We start from the raw sequence: 18,347 nt of genomic DNA, 5'->3' as shown, positions 1-18,347 counted from the left end.
CCGGGGTCAGGGGCGCGTCATCCGCTCCACGTCGAGCGCCTCGTCCAGCTCGGCCTCGGTGAGCTCGCCGCGCTCGACGTAGCCGAGCCGGAGCACCGTCTCGCGGATGGTCGCACCGTCGGCCAGCGCCTGCTTGGCGACCTTCGCCGCGGCCTCGTAGCCGATGTGCTTGTTCAGCGGCGTCACCACCGAGGGCGACGACTCGGCGTAGGCCCGCATCCGCTCCACGTCGGGGGTGATGCCGTCGACGCAGCGCTCGGCCAGCAGCCGGGAGGCGTTGGCGAGCAGCCGGGTCGACTCCAGCACGTTGCGGGCCATCACCGGCATCGCGACGTTGAGCTCGAAGCTGCCGCTGGCGCCGGCCGCGGTCACGGCTGCGTCGTTGCCGACGACCTGGAAGCACACCATCAGCGTCGCCTCGGGCAGCACCGGGTTGACCTTGCCCGGCATGATGCTCGACCCGGGCTGGAGGTCGGGCAGGTGCAGCTCGGCCAGGCCGGTGGTCGGCCCGGAGCCCATCCAGCGCAGGTCGTTGCAGATCTTGGTGAGGCCCACCGCGATGGTCCGCAGCACGCCGCTGAGCTCGACCAGCGAGTCGCGGGTGCCCTGGGCCTCGAAGTGGTTGCGCGCCTCGGTGAACGGCTGCCCGGTGGCCCGGCCGAGCTCCTCGATCACCCGCTGGGGGAAGCCGGCCGGGGTGTTGATGCCGGTGCCGACCGCCGTGCCGCCCAACGGCAGCTCGCGCACCCGCGGCAGTACCGCCTCGAGCCGCTCGGCGGCGTAGGCCAGGGTGGCGGCGTAGCCGCCGAACTCCTGGCCGAGCATCACCGGCGTGGCGTCCATGAGGTGGGTGCGGCCCGACTTCACCACGCCCGCCCACTCCTCGGCCTTCGTGGCCAGCGAGCCGTGCAGCACCGCGAGACCCGGCAGCAGGTCGTCGACGACCGCCAGCGTCGCGGCGACGTGGATGGCGGTCGGGAAGGTGTCGTTGCTCGACTGGCTGGCGTTGACGTGGTCGTTGGGGTGGACGTCGACGCCGGCCCGCGAGGCGAGGGTCGCGATCACCTCGTTGGCGTTCATGTTGGAGCTGGTGCCCGAGCCGGTCTGGAAGACGTCGATCGGGAACGCCGCGTCGTGCTCGCCGGCGGCCACCGCGCGGGCCGCGGTGGCGATCGCCTCGGCCTGCTCGGCGGCGAGCACCCCGAGCTCGCCGTTGGCCACGGCGGCGGCCGCCTTGACGTGCCCGATGGCGTGCACCAGGCGCGGCTCGATCGGGGTGCCGCTGATCGGGAAGTTCTCGACCGCGCGCTGGGTCTGGGCCCGCCACAGGGCGTCGGCCGGCACCCTGACCTCGCCCATGGAGTCGTGCTCGACGCGGAAGTCCTGGCTGTGCTGGGTGGAGTCGCTCACGACCCCGACGGTACTCGGGCGACGTAGAGCCAGTAGTGCTCGTCGCGGTCCTGCAGCCGCACCGGCAGCGGCACCGCCTCGGCCGCGCCGAACACCGCCTCCAGGGTGGCCGCGAGCTGGGGCGCCTCGTCGGCCGACCACACCGCCAGCGCCCCGCCGGGCGCGAGCGCAGCGCGGGCCGACTCCAGCGCCGGACGGTCGTAGAGCGCCGCGTTGGCGTCGTGGACCAGGTAGCCGGGGCCGTTGTCGACGTCGAGCAGCACCAGGTCGTACGACGCCGGGGGCGCCTCGGCGAGCGCGACCGCGATGTCGGCGACCACGACCACGACGCGCTCGTCGGCGAGCAGGGCCGGCCCGTGGGGGATGGTGCCGTCGCGCATCCAGCCGACCAGCGCCTCCTCGATCTCGACCACCGCGCAGCGCTCCACCCGGGCGTCGGCCAGCACCTCGTGCATGGTGAAGCCCAGCCCGAGCCCGCCCACGACCACCCGCGCCGGGCGCTCGACCAGCGCCAGCGCCGCGGCGGCCAGCGCCCGCTCGGTGCCGACCTCGACGGTGTCCATCACGAAGACGCCGTTGGCGCGGAGCTCGAGCGCGCTCGGCCCGCCCTCGGCGTCGCGGCGCGAGCGCAGCACCAGCTCGCCCCGCTCCGACTCGGACCGCGCTACCTCGACGTGCTCCGGCATGGGACCATCCTGTTCGTGACTTCTGCTCGGCGCTGGGGCGCCCACCTGGTGGCAGCGCTGCTCACGCTGCCGCTCCTCGCGGGCTGCGGCGACCAGGGCGGCGACGACCGAACGGTCGACGGTCCGGGTGCGTCCGAGCCCCCGGTGTCCCGAGCCGCGTCGCCGCAGACCGACCTCTGCTCCCTGCTCACGCCCGAGGAGGTCCGGGCCCTCGCCGGGAAGCCGCTGCCCCTGGCCCGCGAGAAGGCCGGCGACGGCGGCACCAGGGTCTGCGTGTGGGGCCGGCCCACCAAGGTGGGCCTCCAGCTCGGGGCGGTGCCCGCGTCGGAGTGGGCCGAGGGACTCCCCGAGGCGGTCGCCGCCCTGGAGGAGTCGGGGGCGCACGCCGGCGACCCCGACCTGGCCTGGCTGCGGCGCGGTGCGAGCGCGGTCTCGGCCGGCCGCGCGCTCAAGGGCGATCGTGCCTGCCGGCTCTTCGAGCGGCTGCTGGCGCTCAACGGCGTCGCCGGGGCCCGGGACTGGTACGTCTCCGCCGCACCGGCCGCCGCGCCCCAGCTGCTGTCGGGGCAGGCCTGCCGCGACGGCTGGTTCGCCACCCTCCAGCTGGTGCGCCCCGGGCTGACCGGCTCGACGGCCGAGACCGCGCGGATGGGCGCGGCGTTCGAGGCCCTGCTCGGCCGAGCCGCGCTCAGTCGAACAGCTCGCTGAGCCAGCTCTCCTTGCGCTTCTTCTTGTAGTACTGCTGCTGGCCGCCGTAGTGCTGCTGCGGCGGCGGCGGCTGGTGGTACTGCTGACCACCAGGCTGCTGGCCACCGGGCTGGGCCGGGGGCGGCCCGGGCTGCGTGAGCGAGCGCTCGATGATCTTGTCGAGCTCGCCGCGGTCGAGCCACACGCCCCGGCAGGTGGGGCAGTAGTCGATCTCGATGCCGCTGCGCTCGCTCATCATGAGCGTGGTCTCGTCGGTGGGGCAACGCATGGGGCTCTCCTCCTCGGTGGGTCACCCTGCCCAACGCACGTGTGCCGGCGAGGGTTCCGGATACCGGCCACGCATGCCCCGGGAACACGACGCCAGCGACGACGGCCAGGTCAGCGAGGTCACCTCGCTCGACCCCGGCTCCGCCGACACCCCGATCTCGGACGACCAGGCGGTGGCCGGCAACCCCAGCGACGAGTCCGGCCACGCCGACGAGGGCCCCGCCGGCCCCAACGCCAACCCCAACCGGGGTGCCGCGGACCCGTGGTGGAAGACGCTGTTCAAGCGCAAGCCGCGCCGCGGCCTCAGCGGCTGACCCGCCCGACCGACGGGGTCAGCCCCGCTCGGCCGACCGGACCCGGATCCCCCCGAGCGGCACCGTGACGGTGCCGGAGGGGTCGGTGAAGAAGTCGTTGCCCTTGTCGTCGACCACGATGAACGCCGGGAAGTCCTCGACCTCGATCCGCCAGACCGCCTCCATGCCGAGCTCGGCGTACTCCAGCACCTCCTGGCTCTTGATGCAGTCCTGGGCCAGCCGGGCGGCCGGCCCGCCGATCGAGCCGAGGTAGAAGCCGCCGTGGGTCGCGCAGGCCCGGGTGACGACCGCGGAGCGGTTGCCCTTGGCGAGCATCACCATCGAGCCGCCGGCCGCTTGGAACTGCTCGACGTAGGAGTCCATCCGGCCGGCGGTGGTCGGCCCGAACGAGCCCGAGGCCATCCCCTCGGGCGTCTTGGCGGGCCCGGCGTAGTAGACGGGGTGGTCGCGCAGGTAGGCGGGCATCTCCTCGCCGGCGTCGAGCCGCTCCTTGATCTTGGCGTGCGCGATGTCGCGGGCCACCACCAGGGGACCGGTGAGCGAGAGCCGGGTCTTGACCGGGTGCCGGGACAGCTCCGCGAGGATGTCGGCCATCGGCTGGTTGAGGTCGATCTGCACCACGCCCTGCCCGTCCCCGGCGCCGGCGATGTCCTCGGCCACGCCGGCGTCGGGCATGTACTGCGCCGGGTCGGTCTCGAGCTGCTCGAGGAAGACACCCTCGGGCGTGATCTTCCCGAGGGCCTGCCGGTCGGCCGAGCACGACACCGCGATCGCCACCGGGCACGAGGCGCCGTGGCGGGGCAGCCGGACGACGCGGACGTCGTGGCAGAAGTACTTGCCGCCGAACTGCGCACCGATGCCGAACGACTGGGTCAGCTCCAGCACCTGCTGCTCCAGCTCGAGGTCGCGGAAACCGTGGGCGCTCATCGAGCCCTCGGTCGGCAGGTGGTCGAGGTAGTGGGCCGAGGCGTACTTGGCGGTCTTGAGCGCGAACTCAGCCGACGTGCCGCCGATGACCACGGCGAGGTGGTACGGCGGGCAGGCGGCGGTGCCGAGCGAGCGGATCTTCTCGTCGAGGAACTCCAGCATCCGCTGGGGGTTGAGCACCGCCTTGGTCTCCTGGAACAGGAACGACTTGTTGGCGGAGCCGCCGCCCTTGGCCATGAACAGGAACTTGTACTCGGGCTTCCCGCTCGTCTGCGGCGTGGAGTAGATCTCGACCTGGGCCGGGAGGTTGGTGCCGGTGTTCTTCTCCTCGTACGTCGTCAGCGGCGCCAGCTGGGAGTAGCGCAGGTTCAGCCGGGTGTAGGCGTCGTGGACGCCGCGCGAGACCGCCTCGGCGTCGTCGACGCCGGTGAGCACGCCCTCGGACTTCTTGCCCATCACGATCGCGGTGCCCGTGTCCTGGCACATCGGCAGCACGCCGCCGGCGGAGATGTTGACGTTCTTCAGCAGGTCGAGCGCCACGAACCGGTCGTTGCCCGACGCCTCCGGGTCGTCGATGATCCGCCGCAGCTGTGCCAGGTGGGCCGGCCGCAGGAAGTGGGAGATGTCGTGCATCGCCTCGGCGGTGAGCCGCCGGATGGCCGCGGGGTCGACCTGGAGGAAGGTGCGGCCGCCGGCCTCGAACGTCGAGACGCCCTCGGTGGTCACCAGCCGGTAGGGGGTGTCGTCCTCGCCCAGGGGCAGCAGGTCGGAGTAGAGGAAGTCGGGAGTCGTCGCCACGAACGAGGAGTATCCCGCACCGCCTAGGCTGGCCGCATGGTGGGAGAGCTCCGGCTTCCGGACGAGGGCGACGAGCGGTCCCGCCTGCGGATCTCCGACGCCGACCGCCACCAGGTCGCCGAGGTGCTGCGCGACGCCGCGGGGGAGGGCCGCCTCGACCTCGACGAGCTCGACCAGCGGCTGGAGGCGGCCTACGCCGCCAAGGTCTACGCCGACCTCGCGCCGCTCGTCGCCGATCTGCCCTCCCGCGCGACGACCGCGGTCGCCCCCGGCTCCGGCGAGCAGGAGCGCCACTTCGCGGTGCTGAGCGGCCTGGACCGCACCGGGGTGTGGACGGTGCCGGCACGGATGACGGTGGTCGCGATGATGGGCGGCGCGAACCTCGACCTGCGGCTGGCGCGGTTCGCCGCCCCCGAGGTCGTGCTGACCGTCAACGCGGTCATGGGCGGCGCCCACGTGGTGGTCGGCCCCGACGTCGACGTGGTCATCGAGGGCACCGGGATCATGGGCGGCTACTCCGGCCCATCCGGGTTGGTGGAGGCGCGCCTCGGCCCGTCCTCGCCGCGGCTGCGGGTGCGCGGCTTCGCGTTCTGGGGCGGCGTGAACGTCGAGCGCAAGCACCGGCCGGACGGCCACCCCGGGCTCCCCGGCTGAGCCGGGGAGCCGCGAGACCGCGCGGGCGGGTGGATCAGGCGGTCGCGCTCTCCGACGGGGTCGTCGGCCCGTCGGGCGCCGCCGCGGTGCGCTGGGCCAGCGCCGGGATCTCGCCGGCGTTGTCCAGGTCGACGGTGAGGTTCTCGCCGGTGGACGGGTCGAACAGGTGCATCTTGGTGGTGTCGACCCAGATCTCGGCCTCGTCGCCCTCGGCGACCGTGCTGGAGCCGTCGAGCGAGACGACGAGCTGGGTGCGCAGGCTGTCGCCGTCGAGGTCGCGCTCGAGCTGCTGGAGCTGCTCCTGCACCTCCGGGGGCGCCTCGAAGGGGATGTAGGCGTAGGCCTCGTTGCCCAGCCACTCGACGACGTCGACGGTGGCGCGGAAGGTGGAGCCCTGGCGGCCGGAGTCGACGACGCTGGCGTCCTCGAAGTGCTCGGGCCGGATGCCGGCGATGAGCAGGCCGCGCCCGGACGCCTTCTCGGCCTTGTCGGCCGGGATCTCCACGGTGCCGAACGGCAGCTCCACCGAGGTGCCGTCGACCTTCGCCGGCAGGAAGTTCATCGGCGGCGAGCCGATGAACCCGGCCACGAACAGGTTGCCCGGGTTGGTGTAGAGCTCGCGGGGCGAGGCCAGCTGCTGCAGCACGCCGCGCTTGAGCACCGCGACCCGGTCGCCCAGCGTCATCGCCTCGGTCTGGTCGTGGGTGACGTAGACCGTGGTGATGCCCAGCTTCTTCTGCAGGCGCGAGATCTCGCTGCGCATCTGGCCGCGCAGCTTGGCGTCGAGGTTCGACAGCGGCTCGTCGAACAGGAACGCGTCGGCGTCGCGCACGATCGCGCGGCCCATCGCGACCCGCTGCCGCTGGCCGCCCGACAGGTTGCCCGGCTTGCGGTCCAGGTGCTCGTCGAGCTCGAGGGTGCTCGAGGCCCGGCGCACCTTCTCGTCGATCTCGGCGTCGGGTGCCCCGGCGAGCCGCAGCGGGAACGCGATGTTCTCGTAGACGGTGAGGTGCGGGTAGAGCGCGTAGTTCTGGAACACCATGGCCAGGTTGCGCTCGCGGGGTGCGAGGTCGTTGACCCGCTTGCCGCCGATCACCATGTCGCCCTCGGTGATGTCCTCGAGCCCGACGATCATCCGCAGCAGGGTCGACTTCCCGCAGCCGGACGGGCCGACGAGGATGACGAACTCCCCGTCCGCCACGGTGATGGAGACGTCGTTGACGGCCGGGAAGCCGTCGCCGTACTTCTTCACGATGTTCTTCATCTCGATGGCAGCCATGGAATCAACCCTTCACTGCGCCGGAGGTCAGGCCGGCGACGATCTTGCGCTGGAAAATCAGGACGATGATGATGATCGGGATCGTCGACACGACGGCCCCCGCGGCGAGGAGCGACGCCGGCCGGTTGAACGGGTCGGCCCCGACGAAGAACGACAGCGCGGCCGGGATCGGTCTCGCGCTCTCGGTCGAGGTCAGCGAGATCCCGAAGACGAAGTCGTTCCACGCGAAGAAGAACGTCAGGATCGCCGCGGTGAACACACCCGGCGCCGCCAGCGGCACGATCACCTTGCGGAACGCCTGCCACGGCGTCGCGCCGTCGACCTGGGCCGCCTGCTCGAGCTCCCACGGGATCTCCCGGAAAAACGCCGACAGGGTCCAGATCGCCAGCGGCAGCGTGAAGGACATGTAGGGGATGATCAGCCCCGGCCAGGTGTCGTAGAGGCCGAAGGTGCGCCACATGTCGAACAGCGGGCCCACCAGCGAGACGACCGGGAACATCGCGATCGCCAGCGCCATCGTCAGCACGAACTTCTTGCCGCGGAACTCCAGCCGGGCGATCGCGTAGGCGGCCAGCGTGGCCACGATCACCGACAGCAGCGTGGCGATCAGGCTGATGCCGATGGAGTTGAAGATCGCCCTGCGGAACTGCTCGTTGTCGAGGACGTCCTTGTAGTTCTGCCAGCCGGCCCCGTCGCCGCCGCTGGGGAAGAAGCCGGGGCTGCCGTTGGTGATCGCGGTCTGCGACTTGAACGACAGCGAGATGATCCAGGCCACCGGCAGCAGGCACCAGACCAGGATGAGGAGCGTGCCGAGGAGTGTCCCTACCTTGCGCATGGCGTCATCCCTCCTGCCGGGCCGCGGCCAGGTCGACCTTGAACAGCTTCACGATCAGCCACGCGATCAGCAGCACCGAGAGGAACAGCAGCACCGAGAGCGCCGACCCGATGCCGAGCTGGAACTGCTCGATCGTCTGGCGGTAGGTCAGGAACGAGATCGACTCGGTGTTGACCGCACCGGCCGTCATCACGGCGATGTTGTCGAAGATCCGGTAGGCGTCGAGCGCCCGGAACAGCACCGCCACCATGATCGCGGCGCGCATGTTCGGCAGGATCACCTTCCACAGCCGTTGCCACCAGGTGGCGCCGTCCACCTGGGCGGCCTCGAGCATGTCCTCGGAGACCTGCGCCAGGCCGGCCAGCAGCAGCAGCGACATGAACGGCGTGGTCTTCCAGATCTCCGAGATCATGATCGCGATGATCGCCGGCGTCGATTCCCCGAACCAGTTGAAGTCGCTGTCGAGGAACGGCAACCAGCCGTTGACGAAGCCGTTCTGGTAGCTGAACGCGAACTGCCACGCGAAGCCGGAGACCACGGTGATGATGCCGTAGGGGATCAGGATCGAGGTCCGGATCACCCCCCGGGCGAAGATCACCCGGTGCATCACCATCGCGAACGCGAACCCGATCACCAGCTCCACCGCGACGGTCACCAGCATGTAGAGCACGGTGACGCCGGTGTCGCGCCAGAACAGCGGGTCGGTCAGGGCCGTGAGGTAGTTGGAGAGGCCGACGAACTCGCGGTCCTCCGGAGCGGTCAGCGAGTAGGTGAACAGCGACAGGTAGAGCGCGCGGAGCATCGGGAACGCGGTGACGATGAGCATCACCACGATCGCCGGCACCACGAGCTTGCGCCCGAGGCTGTTCTCGGCCCGCATCCGGTCGCTCTCGACCAGGTCCGGCTTCTTCCCACCGCGCTTCTCGCGCTCGCCCGCCGTGGCGACGTAGGTGCTGGTCACAGCAGGGCCTTCCCTTCCAGGACGTCCTTCAGGAACTTCGCCGACTCACCCGGTGTCTTGTCGGGGTCGACCGAGCGGGGCGAGTGCCACACGCTCTGCAGCGCGGCCGAGATCGTCGCGTAGTAGGCGCTCTTGGGCCGCGGGCCGCCGCTGTCGATGCTGGTGCGGAACAGCTCCAGCAGGTCGGCGGGGTAGGCCTCGGTGAGCTCGGGTGCGTCGTACGCCGACGCCCGGGCGGGCATCAGGCCCTCGTTGACGGCTAGCTGCACCTGCGCCTCGCTCGTGGTGACGCACTCCCCGGCCTCGAGGGCGAAGTCGCGGTGCTTGGAGTAGGCGCCCACCCCGATGTCGATGCCGCCGATCGGGGGCTTGGACTCCTCACCCTCGACGGTGGCGGGGTAGCGGGCCCAGCCGAGGTCGTCGAAGTCCTCCTGGGTGATGTCGCCGCTCTCGATGAGGCCCTCGTAGTTCTTGTAGACGAAGGTCCAGTTGGTCATGAACTCGCCGGGCGAGTCGCCGAACATCAGCCCGAGGCTGGTGCCCTCGTTGGAGGTGGTGAGGTCGGGCTGCGCTGCCTCGGAGCGCGCGAGCTTCTGGATCACGGTCGCGGCCGCGGCACCGGCCTCGGAGTCGATGTCGACCGAGGCGTCCTTGCCGGCCTCGTTGTCGGTGATGATGTTGCCGCCCGCCCCCTGGACCAGCGCGTTGATCCACACGACGTAGGCCTCGTACTTGTTGGCCTGCACGCCGACCGTGCCGCCGCCCTCGGCCGCGGCGTCGATGACCTGCTCCCAGGTGACCGGCTTCGCCATGTCGAGCCCGCCCGCCTCGGCGAGGGACTTGCGGTACCAGAGCACCTGGGTGTTGGCCCACTGGGGGAAGGCGTAGACCTTGTCGTCCCAGGTGACGGTGTCGGCCGCGCCCTCGAGCACGTCCTCGTCGGTGGCCGTGGCGGCGACGTCCTCGGGCAGCGGCTCCAGCCAGCCGGCGTTGGCGAACTCGGCCACGAAGACCGGGTCGAGGCTCATCAGGTCGGTGGAGCCGTCCTTGGCGGCGAGCCGGCGCGCGAGCTGGGTGCGCTGGTCGGTCGCACCGGAGGGCAGCAGCTGGATCTCGATGTCGTAGTCATCGGTGCTGCACTGCTTCGCCAGCTCGGTCAGGGTGGTGACCCCGTCCGGGTTGACGTACCAGTTCAGCACCGGCTTGCCGGAGTCACCCGAGCAGGCGCTGAGCAGCCCGGCTGCCAGGACCCCGATCGCCACCGCCGCCAGGCCTCTGCCGCGCCGCCGTCGGCGGGCTCCCGGTGCCGTCGCGTACGAGGGCTGCGTCATGTGGCCCTCCCTCCTGTGTGGTGTGCGTCACTCAGACTGTGTCCTACCGATGTCCCGCTGGGAAGCCCCCCAAACCCGGTCCACCCCTCGGAAGCCGCTGGTCAGGACCGGGGTCACACCGTCTAGGGTGACCCACGTCACTTCACTACGGATCGTCCGGCACGTACCTGCCGGTGAAGGGAAACAAGAGAAAATGGCAAGCATCAGCTTTCGCAAGGCGCAGCGCTGGTACCCCGGTTCGGACACGCCAGCCGTGCCGGGCCTCGACCTCGAGATCGAGGATGGCGAGTTCATGGTCCTCGTCGGCCCCTCGGGGTGCGGCAAGTCGACGTCCCTCCGGATGCTCGCGGGCCTCGAGGAGGTCGACGACGGGCAGATCTTCATCGGCGACCGCGAGGTCACCAAGGTCCCGCCCAAGGACCGCGACATCGCGATGGTCTTCCAGAACTACGCGCTCTACCCCCACATGACCGTGGCCGAGAACATGGCCTTCGCGCTCAAGATGGCCAAGGTGCCCAAGGCCGAGCAGGACCTGCGGGTCAAGGAGGCGGCCAGCATCCTCGGGCTCGAGGAGTACCTCGACCGCAAGCCCAAGGCGCTCTCCGGCGGCCAGCGGCAGCGGGTCGCGATGGGCCGGGCGATCGTCCGCAACCCGCAGGTGTTCTGCATGGACGAGCCGCTGTCGAACCTCGACGCCAAGATGCGGGTGCAGACCCGCACCGACATCGCCCGCCTCCAGCGCGACCTGGGCGTCACCACGGTCTACGTCACCCACGACCAGGTCGAGGCGATGACCATGGGCGACCGGGTCGCGGTGATGATGCTCGGCGAGATCCAGCAGGTCGACACCCCGCTGCGGCTCTACGACAAGCCCGCCAACCTGTTCGTGGCCGGCTTCATCGGCTCGCCGCAGATGAACCTGATGGAGGGCGTGGCCGTCGACGGCGTGGTCCGCCTCGGCGGCTACACGGTGCCGGTCGACGCCGCGGCCTCGGCCCGGATGGAGGGCAACGTCACCGTCGGCGTGCGACCGGAGAACTGGCGGGTCGTGACCGCCGAGCAGGGCGGGCTCCCGGTGAACGTCACGGTGGTCGAGGAGCTCGGCGCCGACGGCTACGCCTACGGCACCAGCGACGTGGAGGGGACGCCGGCCAACGTGATCGTGCGGGTGAGCGGTCGCGACACGGTGCGCAAGGGCGACGTCCTGCACGTCACCACCGACCCCCAGCACGTGCACGTGTTCGACACCGAGACCGGGGTCCGGCTCTCCGAGTGACCGCGCGGCGCGCCGGGCGGGCTCAGCCCGGCGCGCCGTCGGCGGTGTCGTCGACGGCGTCGACGGCGTCGTCGAGGCTGCCCACCCCCATCAGCGAGGAGTCGAGCATCGCCTCCTCGTCGGGACGGAAGCGCAGCACGTTGTCGACGTAGGAGCGGGCGGCGTCGTCGAGCGTGACCGGGCGGCCGAACGCCTCCGAGAGGTGCCACTTGTGCTCGAGCACCTCGTGGAAGACCTCGGCCGGCTCGAGCTTGGCCTTGAGCTCGCGCGGCACCGACTCGACGACCGGTTCGAAGACGTCGGTCATCCAGTGCCGGGCGAGCACCGCGTCGTCGACGTCGTTGCCCGGCATCACCGCCTGGGCCCGGAAGCTGTCGAGGTCGTTGAGCAGCCGCCGCGCCTGGTTCTCGCCCACCGAGAGGCCGGTGAGCTCCTGGAGCCGGCGCTGGTGGTGACCGGCCTCGACGACCTGGGTCTGCACCAGCACCTCGGGGCAGTCCTCCTGCTCCCTGACCTCGATCTGCCCGATGTCGTAGCCCAGCTCGTTAAGGCGCCGGATGCGCTGGTCGACGGTGTCCCACTGCCCGGCCACGAAGGTCAGCGGCTGGGTGAGCTCGGCCCAGAGTCGCTCGTAGCGCGCCACGACCGAGTCGGCGGTGGCCACCGGGTCGACCTGCTCGCCGAGCAGGCCGGCGGCCTGGAGGTCGAGCATCTCCCCGGCGAGGTTGGTGCGCGCGAGGTCGAGGTCGTACTCGCGCTGGCCGCGCGACAGGCTCTCCTCGAGCTTCCCGGTCTCGGCGTCGACGAGGTACGCCGCGAGTGCGCCCGCGTCACGGCGGAACAGCGTGTTGGACAGCGAGCAGTCCCCCCAGGCGAACCCGGCGAGGTGCAGCTTGACCAGCAGCTCGGCCAGCGCGTCGAGGAGCTTGCGCTCCAGGTCGGGGTCGATCCGGCGCGAGAACAGCGCACGGTAGGGCAGCGAGAAGTGCAGGTGCTTGGTGATGAGCGCGGCGGCCAGCGGCTCGCCGTCGGGGGTGGCGCGGCCCGCGACGACGCCGACCGCCTGCACGGCCGGCACCCGCTTGCGCGAGAGCCGTCGCAGCAGGTCGTACTCCACCTCGGCGATCTCGCGCTGGGTCTCCTTGACCGCGAAGACCGTGCCGCCGACGCGCACGAAGCGCACCACGTGCCGCGAGATCCCTCGCGGCAGCGACTCGAAGTACTCCGGCGGCCAGTGCTCGAGCGGGGTCGACCACGGCAGCCCGAGCAGGTCGGTGGGGTCCGGCCCGCTCGCCAGGTTCATCCGCACCCGCCCAGCGTGGCACACCCGGTGCCCGGTGCGGGTGGGTCAGCCGGCGCGGTCGGCGGTGCGGCGGATGCCGGAGGCGAGGGTCTCGTGGAGCGCGGGCGGCAGGTCGTGGCCCATGCCGTCGATGAGCAGCAGCTCGGCGCCCGGGACGGCGAGCGCGGTGGCGCGTCCGCCGGAGACGTGCACCATCTTGTCGGCGAGCCCGTGGACGACCAGCGTCGGCACCTTCAGCGAGCGCAGCCGCGGGCCCCGGTCGGGCGAGGTCAGGATCGCGAGCATCTGGCGCAGCACGCCGGCCTGGCTGATGCCGCGGTCCCAGGTCTCGGCGGCCCGGGCGCGGGTCTGCTCCTCGGTCTGGGGGTAGCCGGGCGAGCCGATCAGCCGCCACAGCCGCACGCTGGTCGCGATGTAGGCCTCGCGGCCCGGGCGGCGGCCCAGCAGCGTGGGGAGCAGGCTGGGGTGCTGCCACCCGACCGACCGCTTGCCGGTCGTCGACATGATGCTGGTCAGCGAGCGCACCCGCGACGGCGTGGTGATCGCCATCGTCTGGGCGATCATGCCGCCCATCGAGACGCCGGCGACGTGCGCGGCGGGCAGGTCGAGGTGGTCCATCAGCCCGAAGGCGTCGGCGGCCAGGTCGGTGAGGGCGTACGGCGCCCGGGTGGGCAGCCCGGCGAACGCCCGCACCAGCGCGTCGCGGCGCACCCGCCCGGCCGCGCGGCTCGACCGGCCGGTGTCGCGGTTGTCGTAGCGCACCACGAAGAAGCCGCGCTCGGCGAGCGTGCGGCACAGGTCGGCGTCCCACCACGTCATCGGGCCACCCAGGCCCATCACCAGCAGCAGCGGCTCGTCGGCGGGGTCGCCGAAGGTCTGGTAGCAGAGCTCGATGCCGTTGTCGACGGGGGCGAACAGCTCCTCGGAGACCGCGACCTCGCGCGGAGGCTCGGCCCGCGACGAGCTGGAGCGGGCGGTCGAACGGCGTCGTGCGGGCACACGCGGATTCAACAGCATCGGGCAAGGGCGGGCGCCACGCGGGGAGGCGAGGACGTGAATGTCGTCACCTCCGGGCACCCGGGCCCGTAGCCTCGACGGGTGGACGCATCCCCGCTGGGCCAGTTCCTCCTGCCGGAGGGGTTCGCCCGCCCCCGCCTCGGCGACGTGGTCAAGGAGGCGGCGGTGGTGGCCGAGGGCGCCCGGTTCGCCTCCCGTCTCGTGGCCGAGCGGCGTGCGGAGAGGGCCACGGCGTACACCGGGCGGTCGCTGCGGCGCGCCGGCGACCCGGTGATCCTGGTGCCCGGCTTCCTCGCCGGCGACCTGACCCTGACCATGATGTCGCGGGTGCTGCGCCGCCACGGGTTCCGCACCTACACCTCCCACATCCACGCCAACGTCGGGTGCACGCTCAACGCCGCCGCCCAGCTCGAGAGCCGGATCGAGTCGATCGCGATCAAGCGCGGCGGTCGGGTGCAGGTGGTCGGGCACAGCCTGGGCGGCCTGCTGGCGCGCGGCCTGGCAGTGCGCCGGCCCGACCTGATCTCCGGGATCGTGACCCTGGGCAGCCCGATGCTCGCGCCGGGCGCCCACCACCCCGTGCTCACCACCGCCGTCGAGGTGCTGGTGCGGCTGAGCCGGGCCGGGCTGCCGGGGATGATGTCGGAGGAGTGCGTGGGCGGCAGCTGCGCACGGCAGAGCTTCGACGAGAGCCGCGCGCCGGTGCCCGCCGGCACCGGGTTCACCGCGATCTGGTCGCGCAACGACGGCATCGTCGACTGGCGGGCCTGCATCGACCCGGAGGCGCACGCGGTCGAGGTCTCGACCAGCCACGTCGGCATGGCCCTCGACCCCCGCGTCGTCGACGAGGTGATCGCGGCCCTCACGAGGCACGCCGCGGGCGCCCGGTTGGGCGCCGTGCCGGCCGGGTCAGCTCTCGAAGTCGACCGCGGCGAAAGCGCGTAGCTTCTGCAGCTGGTGCTCCGACCGGATCGACCGGATGGTCCCGGTGCGCGAGCGCATCACCAGCGACTCGGTGGTGCACCCGCCGCCGGCCCGGTAGCGGACGCCGTGCATCAGGTCGCCGTCGGTGATGCCGGTGGCGACGAAGAAGCAGTCGTCGCCGGTCACCAGCTGGTCGGTGGTGAGGATGGTGTCGGGGTCGAGGTCGTGGCCGGCGTCGACGGCGCGCTGGCGCTCGTCGTCGTCGGTGGGCCACAGCCGGCCCTGGATCACGCCGCCCACGCACTTCATCGCGGTGGCCGCGATGATCCCCTCGGGCGTGCCGCCGATCCCGAGCAGCAGGTCCACGCCGCTGTTGGGCCGGGCGGCGGAGATCGCGCCGGCGACGTCGCCGTCGACGATGAACTTGATCCGGGCGCCGGTGGCGCGGATCTCCTCGGCCAGCCCGGCGTGGCGGGGCCGGTCGAGCAGCACGACGGTGACGTCGGAGGGGCTGGTGCCCTTGGCCTTGGCGACCTGGGCGATGTTCTCGGCGACCGGCTTGCGGATGTCGACGACGTCGGCGGCCTCGGGCCCGGTGACCAGCTTCTCCATGTAGAAGACCGCCGACGGGTCGAACATCGAGCCGCGGGGCGCGACGGCGAGCACGGCGACGGCGTTGCTCATCCCCTTCGCGGTCAGCGTGGTGCCGTCGATCGGGTCGACCGCCACGTCGCACTCGGCGCCGGTGCCGTCGCCGACCCGCTCGCCGTTGTAGAGCATCGGGGCGTTGTCCTTCTCGCCCTCGCCGATCACGACCACGCCGTCCATGGGGACGGTGGAGATCATCACCCGCATCGCGTTGACCGCGACCTCGTCGGCACCGTTCTTGTCGCCGCGACCGACCCAGCGGGCCGCGGCCATCGCGGCCGCCTCGGTGACCCGGACCAGGTCGAGGGCCAGGTTGCGGTCGGGGGAGGCCGGGGAGACCTGGAACGACTCGGGCAGGCGGGTGCTGTCGGCCATGACCCGAACCCTACCGGGCGTGGACGGCGACCTCGGTCGCCTTGACGGTGAACACCACCCGGCTCCCCGGCACCAGGTCGAGCGCGGCGGCGGAGTGGGGCGTGACGTCGGCGGACAGCTCGCCGGCGCGCACCCGCACCCGGTCGCCGAGCGGCTCGACCTCGGTGACGGTGACCGGCAGCGCGTTGCGTGGGCTGCCTCCCGGCGGCTCGTCGTGCACGGCGACCGCGGACGGGCGGAACACCGCCACCGCCTCGCCGCCCTCGGCCGGGGCGTCGTCGCCGACGGTGCCGTGGAGGCGGGCGCCCGGACCGACGACCGCGCCGTCGCGCCAGGTGCCGGCCACCAGGTTCAGGCCCGCGAACGACGCCGCGAAGCCGCTGCGCGGCCGGGCCAGCACGTCGGCGGCGCGACCCTGCTCGGTGACCCGGCCGCCCTCGAGCACCACCACCCGGTCGGCCAGCAGCAGCGCGTCGAGCACGTCGTGGGTCACCACCAGCACCGACCGGTCCGCCAGCACCCGGGCGAGGGTCTGCCGCAGCGCCGGGGTCACGGCGACGTCGAGGGCGGCCATCGGCTCGTCGAGGAGCAGCAGCCCCGGCTCGGCGGCGAGCGCCCGGGCGACCGCGACCCGCTGTGCCTGGCCGCCCGAGATCGCGGCCGGTCGGCGCCCGGCGAGCTCGGCCACCCGGAGCTCGGCCAGCCAGTGCCGCGCCCGATCCCGGGCCGCGGCCCGCCCGGCGCCCGCGCTGCGCGGCCCGAACGCGACGTTCTCGAGCACGTCGAGGTGGGGGAAGAGCAGCGGCTCCTGGGCGAGCAGCGCGACCCGCCGCCGGTGGGGCGGCACGAACGTCGCGCCGGTGAGCTCCTGGCCGTCGAGCACCACCCGGCTGGCGCCGGTGCGTAGCAGCCCGGCGGCGACCGCCAGCACGGTCGACTTGCCGGCGCCGTTGGGCCCGAGCAGCGCGACGGTCTCGCCGGGGGCCACCGCAAGCTCGACCCGGACGTCGCGCTCGGGCACGTCGACGACGAGCTCCAGCGCCCCGCCCGTCGCGGCGCTCACGAGGCGGCCCGTCCGGGCCGGGCCACGCCGATGACGACAACCGCTACCACCACCAGCACCAGCGACAGCGCGACCGCGGCGTCGACGTCGCTCTCGCGGCGCAGGTAGATCTCCAGCGGCAGGGTGCGGGTGGTGCCCTGGAGGCTGCCGGCGAAGGTCACGGTCGCGCCGAACTCGCCGAGCGCGCGGGCGAAGGCCAGCACCGTGCCGGAGAACAGTCCCGGCAGCACCAGCGGCAGCGTCACCCGGCGGAACACGGTGGTGGGGCCGGCTCCGAGCGTCGCCGCGACCACCTCGTAGCGCTCGCTGCCGCTGCGCAGGCTGCCCTCGAGGCTGACCACGAGGAACGGCAGGGACACGAAGGTCTGGGCCAGCACGACCGCGGCCGTGGAGAACGCCACCTGCACGCCCAGCACCTCGAGGGTCTCGCCGAGCAGGCCGCGGCGACCGAACGTGTAGAGCAGCGCGATGCCGCCCACCACCGGCGGCAGCACCAGCGGCAGCAGCACCAGGGCGCGCAGCACCCCCTGGCCCGGGAACCGGAGCCGGGCCAGCACCACCGCCATCGGCACCCCGAGCAGCAGGCAGAGCAGGGTCGAGACCAACGACGTGCGCAGGCTCAGCGAGAGCGCCGCACGGGACGCCTCGGAGGTGACCAGCGAGCCGAAGTCGGTCCAGTCGACCCGGGCCACCACCGCCACCAGCGGCAGCAGCACGAAGGCGGCCCCCAGCGCGGCCGGGGCCAGCAGCCAGGAAGGTACGCCGGGCCGGCCGCCCGTCGTGGTGTCCGTCGTCCCGCTCACGGGACGGGTGCGGGGGCGAACCCCGCGTCGGCGAGCACGCGCTGGCCCGTGGGCCCCAGCAGCAGGTCGACGAACGCCCGGGCGAGGTCGGGGTCGTCGCTGTCGGCCAACGTGGCCACGGGGTAGACGTTGACGACCTCCGCGGCCTCCGGGACCTCGATGCCGTCCACGGCGTCGCCCGCGGCGACCACGTCGGTGACGTAGACCAGGCCGGCGTCGGCCTCGCCCGTGGTGACCTTGGCGAGCACGTCGGTCACCTTCTGCTCCTCGCTGACCGGGGAGAGCGAGACGCCCGCGGCCTCCGCGACCCGGCGTGCGGCGGCGCCGCACGGCACCTCCGGGGCGCACACCACGACCCGCACGCCGTCGGCCCCGAGGTCGTCGAGCGACCCGATCCCGGCCGGGTTGCCGGGCGGCACCGCGACCTGGAGGGTGTTGCTCGCGAACGGCTGCGGGTCCCCGGCGGTGAGGCCGGCGTCGACCACCCGGTCCATGGTGGGGGTGTCGGCCGAGGCGAACACGTCGGCCGGGGCGCCCTCCACCAGCTGGGCGGCCAGCTCGGAGGAGCCGCCCAGCGCCAGCTCGACCTCGACCCCGTCGTGCTCGGCCTCGAACCGGTCGGCGACCTGCTCGAAGGTGTCGGTGAGCGACGCGGCGGCGTAGACCGTGAGGGTCGTGCCGTCCTCGTCGCCACCGGCACCACCGCAGCCCACGGCCGCCAGGGCGAGGCCCAGCGCCAGGGCGGGGAGGACCGGTCGGGTGCCCACG

The 18,347-nt window shown here is 72.6% G+C and carries 19 protein-coding genes; 5 read left to right on the top strand and 14 right to left on the bottom strand.

What is annotated here, in order from left to right; translation table 11 throughout:
• Positions 1-6: 6 nt before the first annotated feature.
• Both JT721_RS02705 and JT721_RS02700 read right to left on the bottom strand, forming a co-directional pair.
• Positions 7-1,410 (bottom strand): class II fumarate hydratase, encoded by a 1,404-nt coding sequence (locus tag JT721_RS02705; protein WP_307827858.1) that lies wholly within the window; start codon positions 1,408-1,410, stop codon positions 7-9.
• Complete coding sequence (locus JT721_RS02700) at positions 1,407-2,096, bottom strand: hypothetical protein (protein WP_205471356.1); 690 nt, start codon at positions 2,094-2,096, stop codon at positions 1,407-1,409. Before JT721_RS02700 ends, JT721_RS02705 begins: the two co-directional genes overlap by 4 nt.
• 15 nt (positions 2,097-2,111) lie before the next feature.
• Here JT721_RS02700 and JT721_RS02695 point away from each other — a divergent pair, with 15 nt between their 5' ends.
• Positions 2,112-2,804: a hypothetical protein gene (locus JT721_RS02695; RefSeq protein WP_205471355.1), complete on the top strand. Its 693-nt coding sequence runs from the start codon at positions 2,112-2,114 to the stop codon at positions 2,802-2,804.
• On the opposite strand, the gene JT721_RS02690 is transcribed toward JT721_RS02695, so the two are convergent.
• Positions 2,785-3,072: a zf-TFIIB domain-containing protein gene (locus tag JT721_RS02690; RefSeq protein WP_205471354.1), complete on the bottom strand. Its 288-nt coding sequence runs from the start codon at positions 3,070-3,072 to the stop codon at positions 2,785-2,787. The genes JT721_RS02695 and JT721_RS02690 overlap by 20 nt on opposite strands.
• A 73-nt stretch (positions 3,073-3,145) precedes the next feature.
• Between JT721_RS02690 and JT721_RS02685 the strand changes: the two genes are divergently transcribed.
• Complete coding sequence (locus JT721_RS02685; RefSeq protein WP_205471353.1) at positions 3,146-3,385, top strand: hypothetical protein; 240 nt, start codon at positions 3,146-3,148, stop codon at positions 3,383-3,385.
• A gap of 18 nt (positions 3,386-3,403) precedes the next feature.
• On the opposite strand, the gene JT721_RS02680 is transcribed toward JT721_RS02685, so the two are convergent.
• Positions 3,404-5,110, bottom strand: coding sequence for a fumarate hydratase (locus tag JT721_RS02680; RefSeq protein ID WP_205471352.1), 1,707 nt, complete (start codon positions 5,108-5,110; stop codon positions 3,404-3,406).
• 36 nt (positions 5,111-5,146) lie between these two features.
• Here JT721_RS02680 and JT721_RS02675 point away from each other — a divergent pair, with 36 nt between their 5' ends.
• On the top strand, positions 5,147-5,764 hold the full coding sequence (locus JT721_RS02675) for a DUF1707 domain-containing protein (RefSeq protein WP_205471351.1): 618 nt from the start codon (positions 5,147-5,149) through the stop codon (positions 5,762-5,764).
• Positions 5,765-5,798: 34 nt separating this feature from the next.
• Here the strand turns inward: JT721_RS02675 and JT721_RS02670 are convergent, their stop codons facing one another.
• Genes JT721_RS02670 through JT721_RS02655 form a run of 4 tightly spaced genes read right to left on the bottom strand, consistent with a single transcriptional unit; the run spans position 5,799 to position 10,170 of the window.
• Entirely contained in the window at positions 5,799-7,043 is a 1,245-nt protein-coding gene (locus tag JT721_RS02670) for an ABC transporter ATP-binding protein (protein WP_205471350.1), read from the bottom strand.
• 4 nt (positions 7,044-7,047) lie between these two features.
• Positions 7,048-7,878, bottom strand: a complete 831-nt coding sequence (locus JT721_RS02665) for a carbohydrate ABC transporter permease (RefSeq protein WP_205471349.1) — start codon at positions 7,876-7,878, stop codon at positions 7,048-7,050.
• Between the two features lie 4 nt (positions 7,879-7,882).
• On the bottom strand, positions 7,883-8,839 hold the full coding sequence (locus JT721_RS02660) for a sugar ABC transporter permease (protein WP_307827857.1): 957 nt from the start codon (positions 8,837-8,839) through the stop codon (positions 7,883-7,885).
• A complete protein-coding gene (locus tag JT721_RS02655) occupies positions 8,836-10,170 on the bottom strand; it encodes an extracellular solute-binding protein (RefSeq protein WP_205471348.1) in 1,335 nt (444 codons plus the stop codon). Before JT721_RS02655 ends, JT721_RS02660 begins: the two co-directional genes overlap by 4 nt.
• Positions 10,171-10,363: 193 nt before the next feature.
• On the opposite strand from JT721_RS02655, the gene JT721_RS02650 reads away from it, so the two are divergent.
• Positions 10,364-11,446 (top strand): ABC transporter ATP-binding protein, encoded by a 1,083-nt coding sequence (locus tag JT721_RS02650; protein WP_205471347.1) that lies wholly within the window; start codon positions 10,364-10,366, stop codon positions 11,444-11,446.
• Between the two features lie 22 nt (positions 11,447-11,468).
• Here JT721_RS02650 and JT721_RS02645 read toward each other — a convergent pair whose 3' ends face one another.
• Together JT721_RS02645 and JT721_RS02640 are read right to left on the bottom strand one after the other, a co-directional pair.
• Complete coding sequence (locus JT721_RS02645) at positions 11,469-12,749, bottom strand: DUF4032 domain-containing protein (protein ID WP_240340041.1); 1,281 nt, start codon at positions 12,747-12,749, stop codon at positions 11,469-11,471.
• A 45-nt stretch (positions 12,750-12,794) separates the two neighbouring features.
• Positions 12,795-13,748 carry an alpha/beta hydrolase gene (locus JT721_RS02640; RefSeq protein WP_307827856.1) on the bottom strand — a complete coding sequence of 318 codons (954 nt, stop codon included), beginning with the start codon at positions 13,746-13,748 and terminating at the stop codon, positions 12,795-12,797.
• 99 nt (positions 13,749-13,847) lie between these two features.
• Here JT721_RS02640 and JT721_RS02635 point away from each other — a divergent pair, with 99 nt between their 5' ends.
• Positions 13,848-14,711: an alpha/beta fold hydrolase gene (locus tag JT721_RS02635; protein ID WP_205471344.1), complete on the top strand. Its 864-nt coding sequence runs from the start codon at positions 13,848-13,850 to the stop codon at positions 14,709-14,711.
• Here JT721_RS02635 and glpX read toward each other — a convergent pair.
• From glpX to modA, 4 genes are read right to left on the bottom strand one after another with little or no spacing between them, the layout of a single operon-like run.
• Entirely contained in the window at positions 14,676-15,713 is a 1,038-nt protein-coding gene (gene glpX, locus JT721_RS02630; protein WP_205471343.1) for a class II fructose-bisphosphatase, read from the bottom strand. The genes JT721_RS02635 and glpX overlap by 36 nt on opposite strands.
• A 10-nt stretch (positions 15,714-15,723) precedes the next feature.
• Positions 15,724-16,776 (bottom strand): ATP-binding cassette domain-containing protein, encoded by a 1,053-nt coding sequence (locus tag JT721_RS02625; RefSeq protein WP_307827855.1) that lies wholly within the window; start codon positions 16,774-16,776, stop codon positions 15,724-15,726.
• Positions 16,773-17,579 carry an ABC transporter permease gene (locus JT721_RS02620; protein WP_307827854.1) on the bottom strand — a complete coding sequence of 269 codons (807 nt, stop codon included), beginning with the start codon at positions 17,577-17,579 and terminating at the stop codon, positions 16,773-16,775. Before JT721_RS02620 ends, JT721_RS02625 begins: the two co-directional genes overlap by 4 nt.
• Positions 17,576-18,346 carry a molybdate ABC transporter substrate-binding protein gene (gene modA / locus JT721_RS02615; protein ID WP_205471342.1) on the bottom strand — a complete coding sequence of 257 codons (771 nt, stop codon included), beginning with the start codon at positions 18,344-18,346 and terminating at the stop codon, positions 17,576-17,578. The genes JT721_RS02620 and modA overlap by 4 nt, the downstream gene beginning before the upstream one ends.
• Position 18,347: the final 1 nt, after the last annotated feature.

This window comes from Nocardioides sp. SYSU D00038, from assembly GCF_016924665.1.
Taxonomy (GTDB): Bacteria; Actinomycetota; Actinomycetes; order Propionibacteriales; family Nocardioidaceae; genus Nocardioides.
Note: the sequence above shows the minus strand (reverse complement) of the source record. Positions and strands in the feature narration are given on the sequence as shown.

Bases quoted from the DNA above. Each gene is read 5' to 3' on its own strand.
- JT721_RS02700 (WP_205471356.1), bottom strand. From the start codon at position 2,096: ATGCCGGAGCACGTCGAGGTAGCGCGGTCCGAGTCGGAGCGGGGCGAG.
- JT721_RS02690 (WP_205471354.1), bottom strand. From the start codon at position 3,072: ATGCGTTGCCCCACCGACGAGACCACGCTCATGATGAGCGAGCGCAGC.
- JT721_RS02685 (WP_205471353.1), top strand. From the start codon at position 3,146: ATGCCCCGGGAACACGACGCCAGCGACGACGGCCAGGTCAGCGAGGTC.
- JT721_RS02675 (WP_205471351.1), top strand. From the start codon at position 5,147: ATGGTGGGAGAGCTCCGGCTTCCGGACGAGGGCGACGAGCGGTCCCGC.
- JT721_RS02670 (WP_205471350.1), bottom strand. From the start codon at position 7,043: ATGGCTGCCATCGAGATGAAGAACATCGTGAAGAAGTACGGCGACGGC.
- JT721_RS02665 (WP_205471349.1), bottom strand. From the start codon at position 7,878: ATGCGCAAGGTAGGGACACTCCTCGGCACGCTCCTCATCCTGGTCTGG.
- JT721_RS02655 (WP_205471348.1), bottom strand. From the start codon at position 10,170: ATGACGCAGCCCTCGTACGCGACGGCACCGGGAGCCCGCCGACGGCGG.
- JT721_RS02650 (WP_205471347.1), top strand. From the start codon at position 10,364: ATGGCAAGCATCAGCTTTCGCAAGGCGCAGCGCTGGTACCCCGGTTCG.
- JT721_RS02645 (WP_240340041.1), bottom strand. From the start codon at position 12,749: ATGAACCTGGCGAGCGGGCCGGACCCCACCGACCTGCTCGGGCTGCCG.
- glpX (WP_205471343.1), bottom strand. From the start codon at position 15,713: ATGGCCGACAGCACCCGCCTGCCCGAGTCGTTCCAGGTCTCCCCGGCC.